A 22268-nucleotide genomic window follows, 5' to 3' on the forward strand; every position below is an offset into this window, starting at 1 on the left:
GATTGCATAAAATAATTAGGATTCATATGAGCCAACACCCATCACATGACCTCATTGGTATTACCGACGTTGCAGCAAAACTTCCTCAATTCATCAGTAAAGTTCCCAACTTACTCAGTGGATTAAAACAAGCATATTTACGGACCCCAAACACCCCAGCAGGTCTCGGGATTGCTTTTGAAAAAGCAGTGAAGCGCAACCCTCACGGTATGGCCTTGCTTTTTGAAGATCAAAAATTTAGTTACCAAGCCCTCAACGAATGGGCAAACCAAATCGGGCATTATTTTTTATCCATCGGGGCAAAAAAGGGGGATGTCATCACAGTGATGATTGAAAACCGTCCTGAATTGGTTGCAACCGTGATTGCACTTGCCAAAATTGGCGTTACTGCGGCTTTAGTCAACACCTCTCAAGTCGGTAAAGTGCTGGCGCATAGTATTAATCTAGTCAAGCCCATCGCAGTCATCGTGGGTGAAGAATGCCGTGCCGCAGTTGATGAAATCCGTCATGATTTAAATCTCTCTGCGGATCGTTTCTATTGGTTTGCTGACCAAGAAACCCAAAAAGATGCAGACCTTGCACCGCAAGGTTTTAGTAATCTTGCTGAAAAAATTGATGCCTTTGCCAAATTCAATACCCCAACCACACACAGTGTGTTGGGTAAAGATGGCTTATTTTATATTTATACCTCAGGCACAACCGGTCTACCTAAAGCCGTTATTTTCACACATAGCCGCTGGACGTTGGCTTATGGAACCTATGGGCATGTGCTGAACCTCGGTAAAGACGATGTAATGTATGTCACCCTGCCGCTGTACCATGCAACGGGCATTGTGGTGTGTTGGTGTGGCGTGATTGCGGGTGCGGGCACCTTGGCTTTGCGCCGTAAATACTCCACCTCTGCTTTTTGGAAAGATGTGCAAAAGTTCGATGCCTCTGCGATTGGCTATGTCGGTGAATTATGTCGCTACCTCATGGATGCATCACCTTCAACGTTAGAAAAAGGCCACCGTGTCACCAAAATGATTGGCAATGGCATGCGTCCGAATATTTGGGACAAATTCAAACAGCGGTTTGGTATTGAAGAAATTTTAGAGCTTTATGCATCGAGCGAAGGCAATGTCGGCTTTAGCAATGTATTTAACTTTGACAACACTGTCGGTTTTTCACCTACGCCTTATGCCATTATCCAGTTTGATAAAGAAAAAAATGCGCCTGTTTATGATGCCAAAGGTGGCTGTATCAAGGTCAAAAAAGGCGAAGTTGGTTTATTGATTGGTAAAATTACCCGCCGTTCTCCATTTGATGGCTATACCGATCCTGAAAAAAATAAATCAGTGATTCTTAAAGATGTCTTCAAATCCGGCGATGCTTATTTCAACACAGGGGACCTAGTCCGCGACATTGGCTTTCGTCATGCCCAATTCGTCGACCGCTTAGGCGATACCTTCCGCTGGAAAGGCGAAAATGTGTCCACGACTGAAGTTGAAAACATGGTTAGTGAATATGACAAAATCACCGAAGCTGTAGTGTATGGTGTTGAAATTCCAAACACCAATGGTCGTGCGGGAATGGCTGCGATTACACTGGCAGATGGCGCTGAACTGAATGAGCAGGATTTAGCTCAAATGCTCGTGAGCTTTAAAAAATGTCTGCCTGCCTATGCTGTACCCGTTTTCTTACGCGTACAAAAGCAAGTTGAAACTACGGGAACGTTTAAATACCAAAAGAACAAGCTCAAAGAACAAGCCTTTGACCCGAAAAAAACGGATGAACGCCTGCTGGTTCTGTTACCCAACAGCAGTGCCTATGCAGATTTAACGCAACAAGTCTTTGATAACATTCAAGCCTATCAATATCGCTTCTAAACTCGAATTGCTTGTTTTTTAGCTACCTAATCGCAAATTTGTTGTATTTATAATCAAACATCAACAAGTTTGCGATTTTTTACTTGCGCTCGATGCATATCTTGCTACAATACGCTCCATCAAATGATATGGGTCGTTAGCTCAGCTGGTAGAGCAGCGGACTTTTAATCCGTTGGTCCCGCGTTCGAATCGCGGACGACCCACCATTCCTTTGATACCCTTGATGGGTCGTTAGCTCAGCTGGTAGAGCAGCGGACTTTTAATCCGTTGGTCCCGCGTTCGAATCGCGGACGACCCACCATCTTTCTTGTAAAATCTAATTTTACAAACCTGCTCAGGTTCGAATGCTTTAAAAATTTCTTTTTTAAACTTTCAGCGAATACTCTTTCGCACACCTTGCTCAGGGTCGTTAGCTCAGCTGGTAGAGCAGCGGACTTTTAATCCGTTGGTCCCGCGTTCGAATCGCGGACGACCCACCATTTATTTAAATCCTCTTTAATTGCATTGATATGACATTTATTTAGCGACACGCTATTTAAGTCATAAAATTCGCACGCTGTTCATTTCTTCACTATTATTATTCTTCAGTCTTATTCTGTTGCTTTGCCCAATTCCATTTTAACTATGAATTAGGCTCACGCTTTAATGTATACGCACGCTCTAATTTCGGAAAACCTCGTGCATACAATTTTTGGTTAGTGGCATCTAGATTATTACTTTTATCCAAATCCATTTGCAGCGTTTGCGAATCCACCACGCGATAATAAAAATTAATCCCCTCTTTACGATGCACAATCAACTCTGTTCGCTCTTTATTCATGGTCCATGTATCACGGCGATAACTTAAGTTTGAAAAGCCAGGGCGTTGTTTTTCTGAAAAGACCTTACCCAAACGCACAATGCTGCGATGCACCGTACCATCAGGTAAAAAATTGAGAATAAAATCAGCCTTCCCTGTTTCACAAGGGAAAAAATAACCATCACATTGAATTTGTGTGCGATAACGCCCAATAAACTGCTGTTCACTAATATCAAGCGTACGAGGTGCATACTCCGAATCATCTTGCATGGTTGCCCGTCCTGCCACCTCAGTCAGCTTCTTCCCCGACTCAGCCGTAACAGCCGCGTCCTCTACCGTGCTATTTTCATGTTGTTGTGACGCCTCCGACAACCCACCATCACAGCCAGCTAACGATACACCGATTAGCCCCACCGCTCCTTGCAGTAATGCGCCAATCAAACCCTGATGTCTTCGCTTCAACTTCATTCCACACTCACTTCCTGCACGTGATTAATCTCCATAACCATCACGAATATTCCATCCTGACCTCTGGTTTTTTCTCGGATTCAAATGACTTGCTGACTTTAAGCAGCGGGCTCAACGCCAAATAGAGCACATTTTAGTCCCGATCAAAACCCCAGCTTTTATCTCTTTACATAACTTTACTTTTTAATTAGCTCCGTCACCTTTAAAAACTTAATTCCATCTCCATTTTTAAATTATGAGTGCATAAAGCCACTCAGATTTTAAATTTTAAGGAGACCTAGATGGCCAATGTTGGTTTATATCGCTCAAACCGCTCAAACATGATTGCTGGTGTGATGGGTGGTATTGCTGAACGTTTTGGTTGGAACGCAAATTTACTTCGTATTGTTTTCATCACCATTTCACTGTTAAGTGCAGCATTCCCCGGAATTTTGGTTTACCTGATTCTTTGGTTGGTGATGCCGAAACAAAAAGACCAAATCGAGCATTCTCCACAGGCCCGATCGGGTTATAGCAATACGATGCGTACTGTTAATCCAGATCATCGCAACCCATAAGCGCACATCTTTCGTCTCAAAAAGTTTCTTTTTATGCTACGACCACTTCCCCCAAAGTGTCGTAGCTTTTTTTTGGCCTACGACACTCACATGACTTAACGATGTTGTAACAGACGATACAATGCTGCAATCATATCGGCACGGCTAATGATGCCGACCAACGCCTTATTCTCAACCACAGGGATATAGTTAAAAGAACGTTCAACAAAGTACGGGATCAAATCTTGTAGTTCTTGATCCGGCTGTACCGTGACCACCTGACGTTTCATAATGTGCTTGACTTGATCTTGCCAAGAGGTACGCAAATCCGTCGCCTTTTGGAACCACTCCACCACTTCATATAAAGCCAAGGTGCCGCATACTTGTTCAGCTCGATTTAACACAGGTAAACTCATCAAATTGACCTGTTTAAATTTTTCCACAGCGACTTGAATGTCTTCATCTTCATATAAACACAGGACATCTTTACTCATAATGTCCCGACAACGTAGGTCTATATGAAAGCGAGTATCTGCCTGCGCTTGGGCTTTTAAAATCAGTTTTTGTAAATCATATTCACTGATGTCGAGCAACTGTGTTTCTTGGGCTAAAACTTGATGAATATCTTCAGGTTGGATCGTGACCTTCTGGGTTGGGGTCGGGTCGGTGCTACGCGTATTGACTTGCGCCACGGTTGGGTATTGCTTCCCGAGTAAACGGTTGAACACAATCGCAATCACGAGAAGCAAGATCGAGTTGAGTAAAACAGGATAAAACACAAACTGATAACCTAACTCGTGTACCGTCTCGCCTCCCAACACCGCTGTAATCGCCACAGCACCACTCGGTGGATGCAAAGAGTCTGTCGTCATCATCAAAATAATCGACAAAGCCACAGCAACACTAAACGCTTCAGTTAAGTTGGAAATATAGAGTGCGCAGGTCACCCCAATGACGGCTGCAATCGTATTCCCAATCACAATATTCCATGGCTGAGCCAAAGGACTGGCTGGTACGGCAAAAAGCAACACAGAGGACGCACCCATCGGGGCGATATACCACGCATTGATCCCACCCAAAAGCCACCAACTTATGAGTGAAGACAGTGCTAATCCCAACAATGCACCTAAACCACAGAGCATTCTTTCCTTTAGCGGTAACACTTTAAAATTTGGTTTTAAGGTATTTAACCATTCAAGTTGCATATGAAACACAGCCGCCCTTCTACTTTTTCGCACTTAACCAGTGCAAAATTATACGCGGTCTCAGCAATAAGATGCATCTATTTTACATCTTAGAGATATCAATTTTGTTATTTCAATTGTTATCAGCAAAGTCTATATTTAGCGCAAGAGTTTCATTTTTATAAGAAGAAAGGTACACGTCTTGGGAAAATTCAAATATGAAGATCACCTTGAAACTTTAGGTTTATGTGAATGCTTAATTCCCCTGATTCAATTTGAAGTGAAACAAGGCAACAATATCTCTGGTTACGATGCTCATGGACAGTGGCCTAAAGAAGAAAGTCATTTGATTTGTCTAAAACAATCTCTGCATTTAAAAAATCTTAATTTCCCCCAACACCCAAATGTTCAAGCACAGGTTAATCGAGATATGCATTCTAATTGGCATACAGATGCTTACTGCACCGTACATCATCACCTTATTATTGGATAATTTCTGAAAAGTATAGAAAATGACTGAAAAACTTGAAATCTGCGACTGCTTAAATGAATTATTAACACTTGAATTGTCACTTGGAAATTCAGTTTCCCACTTTGACAATCATGCCAAGTGGCCTTATCCCGAGACCCATTTTGTTATGTTAGCCCATGATCTTCATACTCATTTAGAAACATTGACATACTCAAAAAAATATTTCCCACCAAATATGCAAAGATATTCATTATGGTTGGCATGATGAATGTTTATGCGAAATTCATCATGACTTACTGTGTGCAAGTCGTACTAAGCCATTTTAGCGAATATAAAATTAAGTGCTGAAAAATAAATAGAGCCTTTGCCACTCCCACCTAAAATCCTTATACTTAGAACCAATTTTTTCTTATATTTATAATGGATGCTGCATGAGTCGCGCCATATCGCATATTGATACATTCCAAGGCTTAATTCTTGCCTTACAAAACTACTGGGCTGAACAAGGTTGTGTCATTTTACAACCTTACGATATGGAAATGGGTGCAGGGACATTCCACACTGCAACATTCTTACGCGCACTTGGGCCTGAAACATGGAACGCAGCATACGTTCAACCCTCACGTCGTCCTAAAGACGGTCGTTATGGTGAAAACCCAAACCGTTTGCAACACTATTACCAGTTCCAAGTGGTACTGAAACCGAACCCAGACAATATCCAACAACTTTACCTAGACTCGTTAAAAGCCATTGGTATTGATACCCTCACTCACGATATTCGTTTTGTAGAAGACAACTGGGAATCTCCAACACTCGGCGCTTGGGGTTTAGGTTGGGAAGTTTGGCTCAACGGTATGGAAGTGACTCAGTTTACTTACTTCCAGCAAGTGGGCGGTGTTGAATGTTACCCAGTAACAGGTGAAATCACTTACGGTCTTGAACGTTTGGCAATGTACTTACAAGGTGTCGATTCTGTTTACGATCTTGTTTGGACCAAAGGTCAGTTTGGTACAGTGACTTATGGTGATGTATTCCATCAAAACGAAGTTGAGCAATCAACCTATAACTTTGAATACGCACCAGTCGACAAAATGTTTGAATTATTTGACTTCTATGAAGCCGAAGCATCTCGTTTAATTGAAGCAGAATTACCACTTCCTGCCTATGAACAAGTCATTAAAGCATCACACAGCTTTAACTTACTCGATGCACGTGGTGCGATTTCTGTAACCGAGCGTCAACGCTATATTTTACGTGTTCGTACTCTGGCACGTTCAATTGCACAAAGCTATGTGGCGGCTCGTGCCAAGCTTGGTTTCCCAATGGCAGAACCACATTTACGTGATGAAGTTTTAGCTCAATTGAAAGCTCAGGTTGAAGCAGAAGCGGCTCAAGCAGAAAAATCAGCGGAGAACAAATAATGTCTAAACATACAGTTTTATTTGAACTTGGCTGTGAAGAACTTCCACCAAAAAGCTTAAAAACTTTACGTGATGCATTGCAAGCTGAAACAGAAAAAGGCTTAAAAGATGCAGGTTTAGCTTTTGATTCTATCGAAGCCTATGCAGCGCCTCGTCGTTTGGCATTGAAAATTATCAATGTAGATGGTGCTCAAGCAGATACTCAAAAACGTTTTGACGGCCCTGCTGTACAAGCTGCTTATGATGCTGAAGGTAAGCCAACCAAAGCACTTGAAGGCTTTATGCGTGGTCAAGGCATTACTGCGGATCAAGTTTCAACGTTTCAAGCAGGTAAAGTTGAAAAAGTTTGCTACTTAAAAGATGTCAAAGGTCAAAGCCTTGATGTTTTACTGCCACAAATTTTACAAACTGCCTTGGATAACCTTCCAATTGCAAAACGTATGCGTTCTGCGGCAAGCCGTACCGAATTCGTTCGTCCTGTAAAATGGGTTGTGTTGCTTAAAGACAATGATGTGGTTAATGCAACTATTCAAGATCACAAAGCAGGTAATGTGACTTATGGTCATCGTTTCCATGCGCCTGAAGCCATTATTTTAACCAATACAGATGCATATTTAGATGCGCTTCGTGCTGCAAAAGTTGTAGCGAATTTTGAAGAGCGTCAAGCCATCATCGACCAACAAGTCAAAGCACTTGCTGATGAAGTCAATGCGATTGCGATCGTTCCTGCTGATTTACGTGATGAAGTGACCGCATTGGTTGAATGGCCAGTTGCGCTTCGTGCAAGCTTTGAAGAACGTTTCCTTGCTGTGCCTCAAGAAGCGTTGATCACGACCATGCAAGACAATCAGAAGTATTTCTGTTTGGTAAATGCTGACAATAAACTTCAACCTTACTTCATTACTGTTTCAAATATTGAGTCTAAAGATCCAACTCAAATTATTGAAGGGAATGAGAAAGTTGTACGCCCTCGTTTGTCTGATGCTGAATTCTTCTTCTTACAAGATCAAAAGCAACCGCTTGCATCTCGTAAAGAAAAATTAGGCAATATGGTTTTCCAAGCACAGTTAGGTACGCTTTGGAATAAATCTGAACGTATTGCTAAATTGGCTATGGCTTTATCTTCAATCACAGGTGCGAATCCTGCAGATGCTGAAAAAGCAGCACTGCTTGCAAAGTGTGATTTAACCTCTGAATTGGTTGGCGAATTCCCAGAACTTCAAGGGATTGCGGGCACTTACTATGCACGTCTTGAAGGCGAGAATGATGAAGTTGCGGAAGCTTTAGGTGAGCAATATTTACCTAAATTTGCAGGTGACGTTTTGCCTCAAACTAAAACTGGTACGACGATTGCGCTTGCAGATCGTTTAGATACGCTCACAGGTATTTTCGGTATTGGTCAAGCGCCTACAGGTTCTAAAGACCCGTTTGCTTTACGTCGTTCTGCGATTGGTATTTTGCGTTTAGTGACTGAAAACAATCTTGATGTTTCAATTGAAGAACTCATCAAGCTTGCTTTGGCTGCTTATGGCGATGTATTAAAAGACCATGACAAGACTTTGGCGGATGCGGTTGCATTCCTTGAAGGTCGTTACCGTGCAAAATACGAAGACCAAGGTGTTGCTGTTGATGTGATTCAAGCAGTTCAAGCGTTATCTCCAAAATCTCCTTTAGATTTTGATAAGCGTGTAACTGCAGTGAATCATTTCCGTAGTTTGCCTGAAGCTGCTGCTTTGGCTGCTGCGAATAAGCGTGTTGCGAATATCTTGGCGAAAGAAGCTGCACCTACGGGTGAAATTGTCGAATCTAAGTTAGTTGAAGATGCTGAAAAAGCACTTTATGCAGAGATTCAAACTATTCTGCCTGTGGTTCAACCGCTTTTAGCTACCAAAGACTATACGGAAGCGCTGTCGAAACTTGCTGCTTTGCGTGCGCCAATTGATGCTTTCTTTGATGGTGTAATGGTCATGGCAGATGATGTGGATTTGAAAGCAAACCGTTTACGCTTACTGGCTCAGTTACGAGACTTGTTTACCAGTGTTGCGGATATTTCGGTGTTGCAGCACTAAAGTCTTAGTTGCTTGAGTTTTAAACAAAACCCCGCTATAAATTAGTGGGGTTTTGTTTTGAGAAGAAATAATGCAAGCAAATCATAAAGCATATGATTTTGAAAAAAGTCGTGAAAGAATGGATGAAATATTAGATTCTTCTGATAATAATTATCAAGAAAACAATAAAGTACCAAGTATTGACGATTTAACTTATACCAATGGCTATCATATAAATTGCTCAGCATTATTTATTGATATGCGCGGTTCAAAAGAACTTGCAACAAAACATCAAAAAAAGGTTTTAGCAAAAATATACAGAGTCTATATTTCTGAAATAGTTGCACTACTTAATGGAAACCCTAATATTCAACAAATCTATATTGAAGGAGATTGTGTTTGGGGAGTTTTCAATACAGAAACAAAAGATCAAATTGATCGGGTTTTCCAAACAGCCTTCGAAGCAAACTCATTAATCCAAACATTAAATATAAAATTAAAAAAGAAAGCATACACTCAGCTTAAAGTTGGTATAGGGCTTCACTATGGTCAAGCTTTAGTTATCAAAGCTGGTTATAAAGGTAGTGGTATCAATGAAGTTACTTGGATTGGTGAACTCATAGGGAAAACTGCCCAATACTGTAACAACGCAAATAAAGGATACCGTAAAACAATCATCCTTTCTGATGTATTTTATTCAAATTTGAATGACCATAATAAAAGTTTATGTCAAAAAGTAAATTATACTGACTATTATGAAGGTGATGTCATAAGTATCTTTATGAACCAATGGGTTCAAGAAAATGGATAAATTTGAATTTCTTCACTCTGCCATTCAAGACACCCAACAAAACATAAGAGCAATCGACTTTAAAATCGGTGCATTACTAGCAGGCTGTATTGTTCCTTTTCCACAAATAAGGGAGATTTTTAAATTTTTAACTTTAAATGAACTATGGTGGCAACAAGCTCTAGCCACAATCATTTTAGCTATTTGGTTATTAACAGTAGTCATTTTACTTTTAGCACTTTCGGTAATCGACAGCCCTAGTAAGCATATTAAGGATAGTACAGATCAAAAAGGTCTATATTTTAATGCTGGTTTATTCAAATTTAATTTATTCAATATTTTTTGGAGAACCGATAATTTCTCTAAAAAATCAGTTCAAGACTATAAAAATGAAATTGAAGATACAACTTTAGATATCTCAAAAGAATTAGCTTTCGAACATTTAAAGTTAATCTATATTCGTGACCTAAAAATTTTCCGCTTGAGGCATGCCGTAGTTCTTATTTTCATACTGATTATAGTCGGATCAATCAGCTTTATCGCTATACCAAATACAAAAAAAGTAGACGTCGTAAATCAACACATACAGCTCCTTCATCCTAAACAATATTTAGACTATTTGTTATAGCCAATAAACCACCAAGCCCCTATACTCAACCTAACAACTCGCAACAAGAACGAACCTTATGAAATTAAAAACTGTACTTTTCGCTACTTTTGCTGCCCTTTCTATTACAGCATGTACATCTCAACCAACGATTCCACAGTTGACAGCGGGTGTATTACAAGAAGTCCAAGACATTGAAGTCTATCCGGACACAACCAATAACAAAGCAAAACTGACCAAATTTGAAGACAAATGCGTCATCGAATTTACCGGCAACCTCAAAGCAGGCAAAGTCGTAGAACAGTGGGCGTTCCGTGACTACACCCTCATCACAGGTGGCTCAGCAACCTTTGCACTCGATGGCACAAGCACAGCAACCAAATTTGAATTACACGATGCAGAAGTACAGAAAAACTTCCTCGCACTACGTAATCACTTTGCAAAAGAAGCCTTAGCTCAATGTAACTAAGCAAATCGTCATCACTGGTGCAACATCAGTGATGACTTTCTCTCAAATGCCTTTCGCTTCATGTCCTTTACTTCAATACCAGTCTCCATATTCTTTACATTTAAAACAACGACCACGCATAAACTTACATAATTTTAATGAATTAACTGAACGACACAATTTTCAGCCCATTGTTCATGCGCTGTTGCCGCATTGTGCGACTTTCATATCAAACGCTATTTTTAAGCTCATTTCTGTCTATGATGACTGCTGTTCTGAACTCCTCATCGGGTTCTGTCATAAGAGGTAGAAAATTAAAGATGAAAGTTTTAACAAAAACACTCACTGCTTCGGCTTTAACCACTGCACTTTTAGCCTCCACTTCCCTATTTGCAAATACCGCAGCCAATACATCGGCCAATGTTCAAGTTCAAACCTCGCAGCCAAGCGTATTGCAAAACTTAAAACATGATGTCAAACATGCCGCGCATGCGACAGGTGAAACGGTTGAGCATGGTGTCGACAAAACCAAAGCATTCAGCAAAGAAAAATGGCAAGACACCAAAGAATTTTCAGCTGAAAAATCTGCTGTCGTAAAAGATAAAGCTGGTGACGTTAAACACTCTGTTGAGCATAACACCAAAAAAAGTGGTCACTATATAGCGGATAAAGCGAAACAAGGCCAACAAGCGACCAAACAAAAATGGCAGGAAACTAAGCAGGCTGTCAGTGGTCAACCTAAACGTGCTGGCGTAAATGGGCAAGCCCAAGTGGAACTAGATACACCTGTTGCTAAAGCTAAAGTCGGTTCATCTGCGGATGCTGCCGTTGGCGCGAAGTAAAAGTTAAACTCCTCCAGAGTTGAGAGAGCCCACATGCTGGGCTCTTTTTTAGCTATATACGTTTGCACACGACGCTTGTTTACAACCAAGCACATGAAATTCACACAAAGAGGCTTTATGCTAAAACGCTGATTTATGCACGATAGCCCAAGAGGTACACTGCTCTATGAACATGATGAAAACAACACTCTTCTGCACTCTTTTAATGACTACAGCAGGTGTATGGGCACAAACAGAAACCACTACTCAGCAAGTGCAAAAGCCAATTACGCCTTATGGTAAAAATCCCAACATCTTTCATGTCTGGGCTTATAAAACGCAAGAAGGTGTGATTAACACGGCGGAAAAAGTCGGGACTGCAACAGAAAAAGGCATCCAAAAAATTCGCCCTTCTGCACACCAAGCCTTGGACAGTGCAAAAACCATCACCAACAACACCGCAGAACAAGCCAAAGAAACAGGACAGCAAGTCACCCAAAATGTGAATAAAAAGCTGCATGAAACCAAGCAAGTGATTACTGGTCAAACCGATCAACCTGCCCCCATTTACCAAGGCAGTTTAAGTCAACCGTCATCTACACCCTTAGATGCTCCTGAGGTTCAAACACCGTCAGTCTCATCTGCACAGCCTGTCGCACCCCAAACAGTAAATGAGCCCACGATTACCCAAGCACCGTCTTCCTTTACACCTGCTCAAGTAGAAGAAGAAATTAAAGTGACTAAACTTTAATAGCAAAAAAGCCCATCAATTGATGGGCTTTTTCGTTGTCAACATTTGCTTTAATTCACCCGACGGATTGGCTGCCCTGCTTGAAAAGCTTGAGCATTTTCCACCAACTGCTGCACCATGCGCTGACGTGCGTCGACACTGCCCCACGCGCTGTGTGGTGTGATGATTAAATTCGGCAGACGAGCCTCCAATAAAACATTGCCTTCTTTAGGTGGCTCAGCGGTTAGTACGTCGGTTGCTGCGCCTGCAATCTGACCCTGTTTTAACGCGTCTGCCAAAGCTGCTTCATTGACAATTCCACCCCGTGCACAATTAATTAAAAAGGCACTTTTTTTCATTTTTGCGAAAGCGTGAGCATCGATCAGGTCACGCGTGTCATCGGTTAATGGACAATGCAGACTGATAAAATCTGATTGTGCCAGCAAGTCATCAAAGCCGACTCGTGTTGAGTCAGCATGTGGACGGTTCGGCAAATTACCCACCAAAATCCGCATACCAAATGCTTCAGCGAGTTTGACCACCGCCTGCCCCAATTCGCCATAACCTAAAATGCCCAAGGTCTTACCCGAAAGTTCAATAATTGGGTAGTCCAGTAGGCAAAACTGCGAAGCTTTATTCCATTCGCCCTGCTGCACCGCGCGGTCATATTGCAAGCAGGAGGTTGCAAGGTTGAGCATCAACATCAAAGTGTGCTGTGCCACCGCTGCCGTGCCATAACCCTGACAATTACACACCACAACACCTTGTGCTTTGGCTTGCTGCAGATCAATGTTATTGGTGCCTGTGGCAGAGATTAAAATCAACTTTAACTGAGGGCATTGTTTTAAGGTATCGGCATCCAACATCACTTTGTTGCTAATAATCACATCTGCGTCTTGCACGCGCGCAACGATCGTCTCAGCATCGGTACTTGGGTAAAGGATCAGCTCATCAAAAACAGCATGCAGTGCTTGAAAGTCCAAATCATTTTGATCTAAGGATGCACAATCTAAAAATACGGCTTTCATTGCTCACGTCCTGTTGTTCTGCATAATGATAGAACGCTTATTTAAACCAACTCAGCTCCATTTTTCAACGTAAACACTGTCTTGACCACCTAAAAATAGCCGCTACATACAGAAAAAAAGCCCGCTATTTAACGGGCTTATTACGATGAATACGAATAGAAATACTGATTTGTTTAATCACATAAAACGTCAGGATCAGCAGGAGAATGAGACCACCACCGAATGTCAGATAAGCTGGGTCTAAACTTTGTGCCAGTACGCTTTGTGATGTTGAAATAAACAGTAATGTTATAAATACAGCCGACCAATGTCTTTGCATTGCTTCCACCCTATTTGATCTTTATCCGTATTGTTTAAAAGATAAACAATACTTTCATATTAAACCAAATAGGACGGAAAACAAGCGCTTGGCCTTAGACCAAAGCCCTATATGAATAAATCACATGAACACATCTGACTCAGCATCGCTTGACACCAAAAACTGCGCTGTTTCTGGAATATCCTCGACCAAATCAAAGCCACCATATTCATCACAGCTAAAGTTAAACTGCTTATAACTAATCAGATAATAATCACTGTATTTTTTCATTAATAATGGATGCATCCCAGCGCTCAATTCGGCTTGTTCATGCACCAACTTCATAATCTGACGGTCATTCATCACCACGGTATAGCGCATGTCATTATAGTAAATGTGGACCAGTCCATTACCCTTGGCAAAGATCGGCAACAGAAACTTATGATTCAGTGCAATGGCATCTGGTGCATAGCTTTCAATCTTTTGACTGATCATATTGAACACTAAACCATGTCCAAAACTATCCATTAACTGACAGCTATTTTCTTGCGGCAAGTTGACCTGAATACCCAATTTCAGCAGATCCGTCTGGCTCACTTGTCGATTGCTGAGTAACTCGCGGATAATGCTTTGTTTTAGCTTGGCATCAAAAAATTGACCGTCTAACTCAAGCTCATTATTTTTCAGAATTCGCCCTAAAGAAAAGCGATGACGCGGCAACAAGTTTTCGATCACTTTACGGTAGTAAAACTTGCTATTCTTTTTCACTTCACGAATTTTTTTATAAAAATACGGCGCATCAAACTCATGACGTAAAAAATCGTGCAACAAATCTGAACTGGCCAAAACCGCAATCGCATCATGCCCTGTAAAAGGTAAGTTCAGGGTATTTAGATTCGGCACGACCGTTTGTAATTTTTCATAATGCGCACGGTCTTCAGGGCAGTAAGGGTCATAAATAACAATGTATTCACACTCTGCCGAGACATCCTTCGGCTGTACCTGCATGTCATGGTTCAGCTCAGGCTGATAGAACATGTTATAGCGGTTATCCGTCACCTGTTCAGGGTCAATCGAATACTGCGGCACCAAGGCCACTACGCGCTTAAACTGGAGCAGCTTAGAGTATTTAATCGCGGCATAACCACCCATTGACCCTGCATAGGCAATACGGGTTTGAAAGGGGGCAATCCAAGCGCGTATCGCCTCTAACATCGCCAACATTGAAGACTCTGGAAACCATGACTTTTGTTTTGGCATAATGCCAACCACATTGAAGCCAAACTTCGCTAGCGACTTTTCTGCATTGATCGACGTTCCCTTGGCGCGAGTAATCAGATCGCCAAAAGAGAAAATAAGTTCGTCCGATGAACCCTGTAAAAAAATGACACGAATCTGTTCGTCTTCAAAAATAATTTGTTTCGCCATGTCCATGCTGAGAGATTTCATTCCTATAAAGTGAGGTCATGTTCGTTCCATACAGCATAAGCGATTTCATCGAACCAAATGTGTTATTTTATAGATGCAGAGCAGATAAAAAAGCGCAAAATATGACACAATTACTCCATCCTGCAGCACAACACGGGTTTAGCGCAGCTGCTGAACTTTATCAACAAGTGCGTCCAAGTTATCCACAAGAGATCCATGCTTGGCTCACCGAGCAACTGCATTTAAGTGCAGATTCTCATGTGATTGATCTTGCCTCGGGCACAGGTAAGTTTCTGCCTTATCTGATTCCACATAGTGGACAGCTCACTGCCATCGAACCTGTCACCGAAATGTTGGCTCAACTCAAACTAGCCTATCCACAGGTGGAAACTTTACAAGCTTTTAGTCACCATCTTCCCCTGCCATCGCAAAGTATCGATGCAGTTTTATCTGCGCAGGCCTTCCACTGGTTTGCCAACATGGACAGTTTAAAAGAAATCCATCGTGTCTTAAAACCGCAAGGGCATTTGGGCTTGGTCTGGAACCAACGCGATACTCAAGTCGACTGGGTCAATGCTCTGGCAGAACGGCTCGCTCCTTTAGAAAGAGATACCCCGCGTTATCATAGTGGGCTATGGCAAAAAGTCTTTGAACATCAACACTTATTTCAGCTCAAAAGCCTGCATCAGTTTGCACAGCAGCAAACAGGTACAGTAGAACAAGTGGTCTCAAAACGTCTCCTTTCGACCAGCTTTATTGCCTCAATGCCTAAGGCGCAACAGCAGGATTTAAAACATCAGTTTGAACAAATTGTGCAGCAGTACACGGGCAAACAGCCACAAGACGAAATCAGTTTTCCTTACATCACCTATGCCTATCACTTTCAAAAAATAGCAGAATAATAGGACACCGATATGAACCCACATACTTTTTCATTGAAACAGGTTCTACTGCCGCTTCTTTTAGGTGGCAGCTTAATCCTGACAGGCTGTAATAAAGCCAATGAATCTGCTGAGCAAGACACGCTTTCGAACGATGATAAAATTCTGCAAGAACTCAGCTCTGAACCTGTCAAAAGTTTTGCAAAAACAGCCAATGATCCACACGATATTGCGCTCTTGGTCGACTATGACCAGCGCTTTAGCAGCATGAGTGATGAAATGGAAGATGAACTCATGAAGATGCGTGAGGCAGGAACACTGACAGATGAATTTGCAAAAACACGTCAACAAGACAATATTCAGTCTGCACTGAATATGCTGAAAGAGCTGGATTTAAAAACAGAACAAGGGCGCTACATTCAAACTTTGATGTACCAATATTGGGATAACCAAGCCAAAATCATCCAAGATAAAGCCGCAGCACCACATGACAAAGTGAAAGGCCTCGGTGAGCTCATTCATGCTCAAGAGCAGCTTGAACACTGGCAGTCGCAGTATCCTAAAGCTCAAGATACGATGTCGACAAGCTACTAACTCAATCGCAGACAAAGAAAAGGGATCCGATGATCCCTTTTACTTAAATCTGTTCTAACTATGGGCGTTCAGCATATTGTGGTAATGCATCACAAATGTTGTCCCACTCGGCTTGAGACGCCACAAAAATATGCTGCGTCGGCTTTTGCTGTAACGGGGTATCTAAAGTGCCGATCCGCAAACGGTAAAACTCAGGTGTTTCAGCTTTAATACTGACAAGAGGTGAACCACAGTTGCCACAGAAACAGCGCTCTGTGCCTGCACTCGACGCATATTTTTTCACAACGTCCTGACCAGAGGTCAGTTTAAAATCTGCCTTAGCAATCGGTGCATTGGTTGCATATGCCGTTCCATTGGCCTTGCGACATTTTTGACAATGGCATTGAATAATATCGCCAATCGGCCCATCAATTTGATAAGTCACTGCACCGCATAGGCAGCTGCCCACATACTGCTGAAGATCCGACATGATGATGCTCCTTGAATTTTTTATTCAAATTAGCATAGCTGATTTTCAGTTGCATCGCTTACGGCGTTTTTTTTGCCACATTCAAATACTGTATCACACCCTCACCCGCGGCGCGTCCAGTTGCAAAACATGCCGTGAGTAAGTAGCCCCCTGTGGGTGCATCCCAGTCCAACATTTCCCCACATAAAAAAACGGCAGGATTGGATTTTAATTGTAGCTGCGAGCTTAGGCCTTTACGGCGCACACCGCCAGCACAACTAATGGCTTCTTCAATCGGACGAAAACCAGTTAAAGGAATCTGTAATTGCTTCACCTGCTGCGCCAATTTTTCAGGGTGATTCCAGTGATCTTTTGCAACCAACTCTCGCACTAAACTTGCCTTGGCTGCATCTAAACCTGCTTTACGCCAAATATTACTTAAAGACTGTTTTTTTGTCGGTTTCAGACGCGCAGCCAATTCTTGAACCGTGACATCAGGCAGTAAATCAAGCGTTAACACTAAAGGTTGGAGCTGTTTTTGCTGCGCACGCAGCGCTCGACCTTGCTTATAGATCAAACCACTTTCTAGGCCATAATGGGTGATGACGATATCGCCCATACTTTTTTCCGCATCGCCCACCCATGCTGCGATACGTTTCAGTGGCTGACCAAAGACGGGTTGCATGTAGGTTGACCATTCATGTTCTACCCCAGCATTGCTGGCTTGAAAAGGCTCAATTTCATCGGCCTCCAACCAGTTCTGCCATGTGCCATCACTACCGAGCTGAGACCATGACACCGCTCCGCAAGCCAAGACGATCGCATCATAGCTCTGGCTATGCACTTGATCACTAATCAAAGATTTAATTTCAAGTATATGCTCTTTGAGGCTGAGGCATTGATGACGATAGTAAAACTTGACGCCTGACTCAACCAAGCGTTTCAACCATGCACGTAATAAAGGCGCGGCTTTCATTTCAATCGGGAAAATACGCCCAGACGTTCCGACATAGGATTCAATGCCTAAACCTTTCATCCATGCTTGAATCCATGTGGCATCCCACTTACGAATCCAAGGTGCCAACCATTCAGCTTGATCATAGCGACCAATAAACTGCTCCACAGGTTCGGCATGAGAGATATTCAGTCCTGTTTTACCAGCCATCAGGAACTTACGTGCAGCAGATGGTTTTTGCTCAAACACATCGACCTGAACATCATATTGGCTCAACACTTCTGCCGCCATCAAACCGGCTGGGCCAGCCCCAATAATTGCAATACGCTTTGGCATGATTTATTCAGCTTGATCTGAAGATTGCGCCTGTGGTTGCTGACCTTGCAGGGCCTGAAACGCATCAAAACGCGTGCAATAACCTTCAGGTTTCGTGATGATCAACTGTTGGCAGAGCTCGCCTCGTTCTAAATATTTAATTTCAAAATGCGTCCTCGCTGAGCTATCCGCAATGCGCTCTTTCACAAACGGTAACTTCCATACATCAATCAACTGTTGCTGTGCTTCTTCGATATATTCAGGAATATTACTGGCTAACGTAATTTGTCCGCCCACTTGTAAACGTGAAATCAGAAACTCAAAAAACGGCATATTCAACCAGCGCTGCGCAGGATTATGCGGTTCAGGGTTGGGATAAAGAATAAAGAACTGCTCAACCTGCTGCGGTTGCAAGGCATGTACCACCCACGGTAAAGCATCGGCATGTACCAGCTGTAAATTCTGCTGACCTTCTAAGCCATGTTGTTTCTGCATTGCCACAAACTTTTCACGGGTACGCTCAACTGCAATCAGCTTTTTCTCAGGGTGATGGGCCGTAAACAATAAAGCATGTTTACCCTTGCCCGCCCCAATTTCCACACACAGTAGATCAGGACTGATCATTTGAAAATCACGAGGCGCATGCATACGCTGGGCTTGAAATTGACGAATCGGCATAATCAGATCAAACTAAGAAAAAACCGCATCAGTCTAACAACTGCCAACGTTTTTGCCTATTTCAATCCGAAAATTTTATCTGGAGTCGATCATGCCACACACTTTCCCTTGTCCCCGTTGTGGAGAAATGAGTCAATGGGAAGACAACGCCTTTCGTCCTTTTTGTTCTGAACGCTGCAAACTGATCGACTTAGGTGCATGGGCCAATGATGAATATCGCCTCCCAACGCAAGATGCACCGCAGGCAGAAAATTCAGAAGAATAATATATTTAATCTCATGATATTTTTCATATTTTAAGAGAAATTGTTCATTATTTAATGTCTTAATATTCGCTTAAAAAGATCATTCGTCGACTATACTCCCCCAAAATTGGTACATGCTCACAGCATGATCAAGTGACAAAAATAACATCCTAAAGGGGGATAAGATGAACATCCTGAGTAAGACTATTGTTTTAATTGGCGTTTTACTTGCGATCTGTCTATTCAGTTTTGGCATCTATATGCAAGATCTGTTGATCCTCTCGGTTGGACTATTAGTGGTCTTATTCTCTATCGTGTTTGCTCTAGAAACCCAACACATTTTGCATAATCCATTTCGCAAATAAAAAAGTCAGCAGCTGCTGACTTTTTTATTTTTCAATGAGATCACAAAGCGCTTAGCCTGCTTTCCCTGCCACAAAGGGATTATGTTGTTTTTCAAAACCAATCGTACTGATTGGCCCATGTCCTGAAATAAACTGCGTCTCATCAGGTAAGCTAAAGCATTCACGCTGAATAGAGTCAATCAGCTGCTGATGATTGCCACGTGGAAAGTCGGTACGACCAATTGAGCCTTTAAACAACACATCGCCGGTCCACAGCAAACCATAGTTTTTGTTATAAAACATCACATGGCCCGGAGTATGTCCAGGGGCAAAACGCACTTCAAACGCTTCATCTCCCAGTTTAAGGACTTCGCCACCTTCAAGCCATGTCGTGACATCCACTTTTTCAGGAATAGGAAAACCATAACGCTGCGAGATTTCTTGGATCATATCCAACCAAAAGGCATCTTCTTTATGTGGGCCAATCACAGGGACATCCCACAGTTTTTTTAATGCCCCGACTGCTCCAGCATGATCTAAATGCCCGTGCGTCAGCCACAGCGCTTTTACCGTCAAACCCAACGCTTCGATTTCTGCTTTAAGTTTTTCAGGTTCTCCACCTGCATCAATTAAAATTGCTTCTTTACTGTCACTGTCCCAAACAATAGAACAGTTCTGCTGAAATGCCGTGACAGGCACAATTTTAACTTGCAACATAGAGTGTCAACCTCAATTCGTTTTGCTGGCTAATGTCTGTTTTAAGGCATCAAGATTAGCCTGAACCAGCGTATTGAGCAATTGCAAATGATCTCCGCGGCTGTTTAAGGCTGGAATATATTGATACCGCTCTCCACCTTGAGACAAAAACAATTCAGCATTCTGAATCGCCAGTTCCTCTAAAGTTTCTAAGCAATCCGCTGAAAACGCAGGACTCATAATTTGCACCGATTTCACACCCTGCGCCGCCCATTCGGCCAGTAAGGCATCAGTATAGGGTTTCACCCACTCTTGCTTGCCAAAACGGGACTGGAAACTGATTGCCCATTCATTCTCTGCCAGTCCTAATTCGGCTGCCACCAACTGTCCTGTGATACGGCAACGGTCGGCATAGGGATCACCTTTATCGGCATAAGGCTGTGGAATACCATGGAAAGACATTAACAGCTTTTCAGTCCCCCCATGTTCAGCACGGAAATCACGCACACTTTGCGCCAAAGCCTGAATGTATAAAGGGTGCTGATAATAATCGCGAATAATGCTCAGCCCTGGCAAGTTTCGCTGCTTTGGAATCCACTTCGCGAAAGCATCATATAAAGGCGCGCTAGATGTTGCAGAATACTGCGGAAACAAAGGAAAAAGCACAATATGATCTTGAGGGTTTTGACTCAGCTCAGCAAGTAAAGACTGAATACCTGGATTGCCATAGGTCATTGCAGGGACGATATTCAGCTCAAACTCAGGGTATTGCAAAATCAACTGTTGTTGTAACGCAGCCACTTGAGTCAGTAAAATCTCTCGCATTGGCGAGTCATTACCCCACACCATTTCATAAGCATGGGCAACACGCTTCGGACGAAACGGCAAAATAAATAAACGAAGAATAATCTGCCAAAGCGGTTTGGGAATTTCAATCACACGCGAATCAGATAAGAACTGATCCAAAAAGCGACGCACTGCTGAAGCTGTCGGTGCATCAGGCGTTCCCAAATTTGCCAAAATAACAGTAACTTTTGCTTTTGTTGCAGTAGACATTCAGCCCTCGTGGCTCGTTTTCGAATGTCTCTACTGTAACAGTTTTCAGTGCATTATCTAAATGGATAACTACGAAGATTTAAATTGAAAAGGCCGATCCTTTTCCAATAAATTACTCTCCAAAAGTTTCGTCGCCTTCGGGGTCAACTGCCAAAGCATGCGCTGACGATCATCTCGACCCGACTGAACAATCCAATCATTTTGACGCATTTGCATTTTGATACTGTGCAAAGCACGAATATTAATTTGTGAGCGCGCAACAGCATGGGCACGCGGCATTTCTAAGCGTGCATCATTTAAACCAGTTTCGTTTAAATATTCATTAATGCGTTTGGAGAAATACTCTTCAGGAGTGGGGTGAATAAAAGTTGTCCCCAAAACCGAGAGTAATTGCGCCCAAGTCATCTGCTTTTGAATTTTCAGCTCTTTAAAATTGCCATCTTGATAGGCATGCATCCGATAATCAAATGCAAAAAATTCATGCATAGCCACTTTGGGTAAAGACAAAAATGGATCGACTTCACGTTTACCCGCTTCAGTTTCCAATTGCACCAATTTGGCTTTGAGTTTATCAATTTCGTCATGCAACACTTGGGTGTTCTGCGGACGTACCCAACCCGATACAGGATAGCGCTCTAGCATTTGCGTCATATTCAAGCGAACGGCCATTTCCAAGTCACGCATGGTGCGATAAGTGAAAACCTGATCGACTTCGTTTTGGAGTAGTTTTCTAAACTCTTTGAATTTTTCACGCAGCTCAGCTTTGTCGTCATGTAAACATAACTCACGGGCATCAGGATCATCATGCATAAATACAATAATCGGCTTTTGTTTGGTGACTGCATAAATGTATTCGAGATGCATATAGCCCACACCCGATACAGACTGTTCCCCATATTTGCTGCCCAGCAACAATATGACATAGTCACAGTCATCGATCTGACGACGTGCAAAAGCCGTTGAAAGTGGTGTCCGTTGTTCTAATCCCCAAGAAAAAAATCCCATGCCCACTAAAGTTTGGGCCAAAATGATCCTCTCTGGCTGCATCTCGCTTCCAGAGGTGGTTATAAACACTTGATAACGCTTATCGAGCATCGGTTATCCTCATTAT

The 22268-nt window shown here is 42.4% G+C and carries 25 protein-coding genes and 3 tRNA genes; 17 read left to right on the plus strand and 11 right to left on the minus strand.

Annotation, left to right across the window (positions count from 1 at the left end):
* Nucleotides 1–26: 26 nt before the first annotated feature.
* The 4 genes from AC0KVP_RS14485 to AC0KVP_RS14500 all read left to right on the plus strand — a co-directional run bounded on the left by AC0KVP_RS14485 (nt 27) and on the right by AC0KVP_RS14500 (nt 2347).
* A complete protein-coding gene (locus tag AC0KVP_RS14485) occupies nt 27–1868 on the plus strand; it encodes a long-chain-acyl-CoA synthetase (RefSeq protein ID WP_473337549.1) in 1842 nt (613 codons plus the stop codon).
* A gap of 130 nt (nt 1869–1998) precedes the next feature.
* Nucleotides 1999–2074 (plus strand) — tRNA-Lys (locus AC0KVP_RS14490).
* Between the two features lie 19 nt (nt 2075–2093).
* Nucleotides 2094–2169 (plus strand) — tRNA-Lys (locus AC0KVP_RS14495).
* A 102-nt stretch (nt 2170–2271) separates the two neighbouring features.
* Nucleotides 2272–2347 (plus strand) — tRNA-Lys (locus tag AC0KVP_RS14500).
* Nucleotides 2348–2490: 143 nt separating this feature from the next.
* Here the strand turns inward: AC0KVP_RS14500 and AC0KVP_RS14505 are convergent.
* Entirely contained in the window at nt 2491–3135 is a 645-nt protein-coding gene (locus AC0KVP_RS14505; RefSeq protein ID WP_473337551.1) for a hypothetical protein, read from the minus strand.
* 281 nt (nt 3136–3416) lie between these two features.
* Here AC0KVP_RS14505 and AC0KVP_RS14510 point away from each other — a divergent pair, with 281 nt between their 5' ends.
* Nucleotides 3417–3692: a PspC domain-containing protein gene (locus AC0KVP_RS14510; RefSeq protein ID WP_004692583.1), complete on the plus strand. Its 276-nt coding sequence runs from the start codon at nt 3417–3419 to the stop codon at nt 3690–3692.
* A 95-nt stretch (nt 3693–3787) separates the two neighbouring features.
* On the opposite strand, the gene AC0KVP_RS14515 is transcribed toward AC0KVP_RS14510, so the two are convergent.
* Nucleotides 3788–4885 (minus strand): HPP family protein, encoded by a 1098-nt coding sequence (locus tag AC0KVP_RS14515; RefSeq protein WP_010325819.1) that lies wholly within the window; start codon nt 4883–4885, stop codon nt 3788–3790.
* A gap of 172 nt (nt 4886–5057) precedes the next feature.
* On the opposite strand from AC0KVP_RS14515, the gene AC0KVP_RS14520 reads away from it, so the two are divergent.
* From AC0KVP_RS14520 to AC0KVP_RS14555, 8 genes are all read left to right on the plus strand, one after another.
* Nucleotides 5058–5348 carry a hypothetical protein gene (locus AC0KVP_RS14520; protein ID WP_224467568.1) on the plus strand — a complete coding sequence of 97 codons (291 nt, stop codon included), beginning with the start codon at nt 5058–5060 and terminating at the stop codon, nt 5346–5348.
* A 410-nt stretch (nt 5349–5758) separates the two neighbouring features.
* Nucleotides 5759–6748 carry a glycine--tRNA ligase subunit alpha gene (gene glyQ, locus AC0KVP_RS14525; protein WP_010325817.1) on the plus strand — a complete coding sequence of 330 codons (990 nt, stop codon included), beginning with the start codon at nt 5759–5761 and terminating at the stop codon, nt 6746–6748.
* A complete protein-coding gene (glyS, locus tag AC0KVP_RS14530; RefSeq protein WP_473337554.1) occupies nt 6748–8817 on the plus strand; it encodes a glycine--tRNA ligase subunit beta in 2070 nt (689 codons plus the stop codon). The genes glyQ and glyS overlap by 1 nt, the downstream gene beginning before the upstream one ends.
* A gap of 70 nt (nt 8818–8887) precedes the next feature.
* Nucleotides 8888–9607, plus strand: coding sequence for an adenylate/guanylate cyclase domain-containing protein (locus AC0KVP_RS14535; protein WP_473337556.1), 720 nt, complete (start codon nt 8888–8890; stop codon nt 9605–9607).
* Nucleotides 9600–10214 carry a Pycsar system effector family protein gene (locus AC0KVP_RS14540; RefSeq protein WP_473337557.1) on the plus strand — a complete coding sequence of 205 codons (615 nt, stop codon included), beginning with the start codon at nt 9600–9602 and terminating at the stop codon, nt 10212–10214. The genes AC0KVP_RS14535 and AC0KVP_RS14540 overlap by 8 nt, the downstream gene beginning before the upstream one ends.
* A gap of 58 nt (nt 10215–10272) precedes the next feature.
* A complete protein-coding gene (locus tag AC0KVP_RS14545) occupies nt 10273–10662 on the plus strand; it encodes a hypothetical protein (RefSeq protein ID WP_004978867.1) in 390 nt (129 codons plus the stop codon).
* A gap of 299 nt (nt 10663–10961) precedes the next feature.
* A complete protein-coding gene (locus tag AC0KVP_RS14550) occupies nt 10962–11483 on the plus strand; it encodes a hypothetical protein (RefSeq protein ID WP_473337559.1) in 522 nt (173 codons plus the stop codon).
* 166 nt (nt 11484–11649) lie between these two features.
* Nucleotides 11650–12213, plus strand: a complete 564-nt coding sequence (locus AC0KVP_RS14555; RefSeq protein WP_473337560.1) for a hypothetical protein — start codon at nt 11650–11652, stop codon at nt 12211–12213.
* 50 nt (nt 12214–12263) lie between these two features.
* On the opposite strand, the gene AC0KVP_RS14560 is transcribed toward AC0KVP_RS14555, so the two are convergent.
* The 3 genes from AC0KVP_RS14560 to AC0KVP_RS14570 form a co-directional block, all read right to left on the minus strand.
* On the minus strand, nt 12264–13220 hold the full coding sequence (locus AC0KVP_RS14560; protein WP_428854649.1) for a 2-hydroxyacid dehydrogenase: 957 nt from the start codon (nt 13218–13220) through the stop codon (nt 12264–12266).
* Nucleotides 13221–13344: 124 nt separating this feature from the next.
* Nucleotides 13345–13539, minus strand: a complete 195-nt coding sequence (locus AC0KVP_RS14565) for a hypothetical protein (protein WP_004692607.1) — start codon at nt 13537–13539, stop codon at nt 13345–13347.
* Between the two features lie 120 nt (nt 13540–13659).
* Nucleotides 13660–14946 (minus strand): hypothetical protein, encoded by a 1287-nt coding sequence (locus tag AC0KVP_RS14570; RefSeq protein ID WP_473337563.1) that lies wholly within the window; start codon nt 14944–14946, stop codon nt 13660–13662.
* Between the two features lie 122 nt (nt 14947–15068).
* Between AC0KVP_RS14570 and AC0KVP_RS14575 the strand changes: the two genes are divergently transcribed.
* Nucleotides 15069–15848, plus strand: coding sequence for a class I SAM-dependent methyltransferase (locus tag AC0KVP_RS14575; RefSeq protein WP_473337565.1), 780 nt, complete (start codon nt 15069–15071; stop codon nt 15846–15848).
* A 12-nt stretch (nt 15849–15860) separates the two neighbouring features.
* Nucleotides 15861–16421 carry a hypothetical protein gene (locus AC0KVP_RS14580; RefSeq protein ID WP_473337567.1) on the plus strand — a complete coding sequence of 187 codons (561 nt, stop codon included), beginning with the start codon at nt 15861–15863 and terminating at the stop codon, nt 16419–16421.
* A gap of 58 nt (nt 16422–16479) precedes the next feature.
* Here AC0KVP_RS14580 and AC0KVP_RS14585 read toward each other — a convergent pair whose 3' ends face one another.
* Genes AC0KVP_RS14585 through AC0KVP_RS14595 form a run of 3 tightly spaced genes read right to left on the minus strand, consistent with a single transcriptional unit; the run spans nt 16480 to nt 18823 of the window.
* Nucleotides 16480–16890: a GFA family protein gene (locus AC0KVP_RS14585; protein WP_004978849.1), complete on the minus strand. Its 411-nt coding sequence runs from the start codon at nt 16888–16890 to the stop codon at nt 16480–16482.
* Nucleotides 16891–16948: 58 nt separating this feature from the next.
* On the minus strand, nt 16949–18160 hold the full coding sequence (locus tag AC0KVP_RS14590) for a TIGR03862 family flavoprotein (protein WP_473337569.1): 1212 nt from the start codon (nt 18158–18160) through the stop codon (nt 16949–16951).
* Nucleotides 18161–18163: 3 nt separating this feature from the next.
* Nucleotides 18164–18823 carry a class I SAM-dependent methyltransferase gene (locus AC0KVP_RS14595; protein ID WP_473340544.1) on the minus strand — a complete coding sequence of 220 codons (660 nt, stop codon included), beginning with the start codon at nt 18821–18823 and terminating at the stop codon, nt 18164–18166.
* Between the two features lie 85 nt (nt 18824–18908).
* Between AC0KVP_RS14595 and AC0KVP_RS14600 the strand changes: the two genes are divergently transcribed.
* On the plus strand, nt 18909–19082 hold the full coding sequence (locus AC0KVP_RS14600) for a DNA gyrase inhibitor YacG (protein WP_004692619.1): 174 nt from the start codon (nt 18909–18911) through the stop codon (nt 19080–19082).
* A 164-nt stretch (nt 19083–19246) separates the two neighbouring features.
* Nucleotides 19247–19426: a hypothetical protein gene (locus AC0KVP_RS14605; protein ID WP_178927821.1), complete on the plus strand. Its 180-nt coding sequence runs from the start codon at nt 19247–19249 to the stop codon at nt 19424–19426.
* Nucleotides 19427–19477: 51 nt separating this feature from the next.
* Here the strand turns inward: AC0KVP_RS14605 and AC0KVP_RS14610 are convergent, their stop codons facing one another.
* From AC0KVP_RS14610 to AC0KVP_RS14620, 3 genes are all read right to left on the minus strand, one after another.
* Nucleotides 19478–20122, minus strand: a complete 645-nt coding sequence (locus AC0KVP_RS14610; protein WP_473337571.1) for an MBL fold metallo-hydrolase — start codon at nt 20120–20122, stop codon at nt 19478–19480.
* 12 nt (nt 20123–20134) lie between these two features.
* A complete protein-coding gene (gene hemH, locus AC0KVP_RS14615) occupies nt 20135–21157 on the minus strand; it encodes a ferrochelatase (RefSeq protein WP_473337573.1) in 1023 nt (340 codons plus the stop codon).
* Between the two features lie 69 nt (nt 21158–21226).
* Entirely contained in the window at nt 21227–22252 is a 1026-nt protein-coding gene (locus tag AC0KVP_RS14620; protein WP_473337575.1) for a DUF4062 domain-containing protein, read from the minus strand.
* Between the last annotated feature and the right edge of the window lie 16 nt (nt 22253–22268).

It is taken from the genome of Acinetobacter sp. DL27, from assembly GCF_055810995.1.

Bases quoted from the DNA above. Each gene is read 5' to 3' on its own strand.
- AC0KVP_RS14485 (WP_473337549.1), top strand. From the start codon at position 27: ATGAGCCAACACCCATCACATGACCTCATTGGTATTACCGACGTTGCA.
- AC0KVP_RS14505 (WP_473337551.1), bottom strand. From the start codon at position 3,135: ATGAAGTTGAAGCGAAGACATCAGGGTTTGATTGGCGCATTACTGCAA.
- AC0KVP_RS14510 (WP_004692583.1), top strand. From the start codon at position 3,417: ATGGCCAATGTTGGTTTATATCGCTCAAACCGCTCAAACATGATTGCT.
- glyQ (WP_010325817.1), top strand. From the start codon at position 5,759: ATGAGTCGCGCCATATCGCATATTGATACATTCCAAGGCTTAATTCTT.
- glyS (WP_473337554.1), top strand. From the start codon at position 6,748: ATGTCTAAACATACAGTTTTATTTGAACTTGGCTGTGAAGAACTTCCA.
- AC0KVP_RS14535 (WP_473337556.1), top strand. From the start codon at position 8,888: ATGCAAGCAAATCATAAAGCATATGATTTTGAAAAAAGTCGTGAAAGA.
- AC0KVP_RS14540 (WP_473337557.1), top strand. From the start codon at position 9,600: ATGGATAAATTTGAATTTCTTCACTCTGCCATTCAAGACACCCAACAA.
- AC0KVP_RS14545 (WP_004978867.1), top strand. From the start codon at position 10,273: ATGAAATTAAAAACTGTACTTTTCGCTACTTTTGCTGCCCTTTCTATT.
- AC0KVP_RS14550 (WP_473337559.1), top strand. From the start codon at position 10,962: ATGAAAGTTTTAACAAAAACACTCACTGCTTCGGCTTTAACCACTGCA.
- AC0KVP_RS14555 (WP_473337560.1), top strand. From the start codon at position 11,650: ATGAACATGATGAAAACAACACTCTTCTGCACTCTTTTAATGACTACA.
- AC0KVP_RS14560 (WP_428854649.1), bottom strand. From the start codon at position 13,220: ATGAAAGCCGTATTTTTAGATTGTGCATCCTTAGATCAAAATGATTTG.
- AC0KVP_RS14565 (WP_004692607.1), bottom strand. From the start codon at position 13,539: ATGCAAAGACATTGGTCGGCTGTATTTATAACATTACTGTTTATTTCA.
- AC0KVP_RS14570 (WP_473337563.1), bottom strand. From the start codon at position 14,946: ATGGCGAAACAAATTATTTTTGAAGACGAACAGATTCGTGTCATTTTT.
- AC0KVP_RS14575 (WP_473337565.1), top strand. From the start codon at position 15,069: ATGACACAATTACTCCATCCTGCAGCACAACACGGGTTTAGCGCAGCT.
- AC0KVP_RS14580 (WP_473337567.1), top strand. From the start codon at position 15,861: ATGAACCCACATACTTTTTCATTGAAACAGGTTCTACTGCCGCTTCTT.
- AC0KVP_RS14585 (WP_004978849.1), bottom strand. From the start codon at position 16,890: ATGTCGGATCTTCAGCAGTATGTGGGCAGCTGCCTATGCGGTGCAGTG.
- AC0KVP_RS14590 (WP_473337569.1), bottom strand. From the start codon at position 18,160: ATGCCAAAGCGTATTGCAATTATTGGGGCTGGCCCAGCCGGTTTGATG.
- AC0KVP_RS14600 (WP_004692619.1), top strand. From the start codon at position 18,909: ATGCCACACACTTTCCCTTGTCCCCGTTGTGGAGAAATGAGTCAATGG.
- AC0KVP_RS14605 (WP_178927821.1), top strand. From the start codon at position 19,247: ATGAACATCCTGAGTAAGACTATTGTTTTAATTGGCGTTTTACTTGCG.
- AC0KVP_RS14610 (WP_473337571.1), bottom strand. From the start codon at position 20,122: ATGTTGCAAGTTAAAATTGTGCCTGTCACGGCATTTCAGCAGAACTGT.
- hemH (WP_473337573.1), bottom strand. From the start codon at position 21,157: ATGTCTACTGCAACAAAAGCAAAAGTTACTGTTATTTTGGCAAATTTG.
- AC0KVP_RS14620 (WP_473337575.1), bottom strand. From the start codon at position 22,252: ATGCTCGATAAGCGTTATCAAGTGTTTATAACCACCTCTGGAAGCGAG.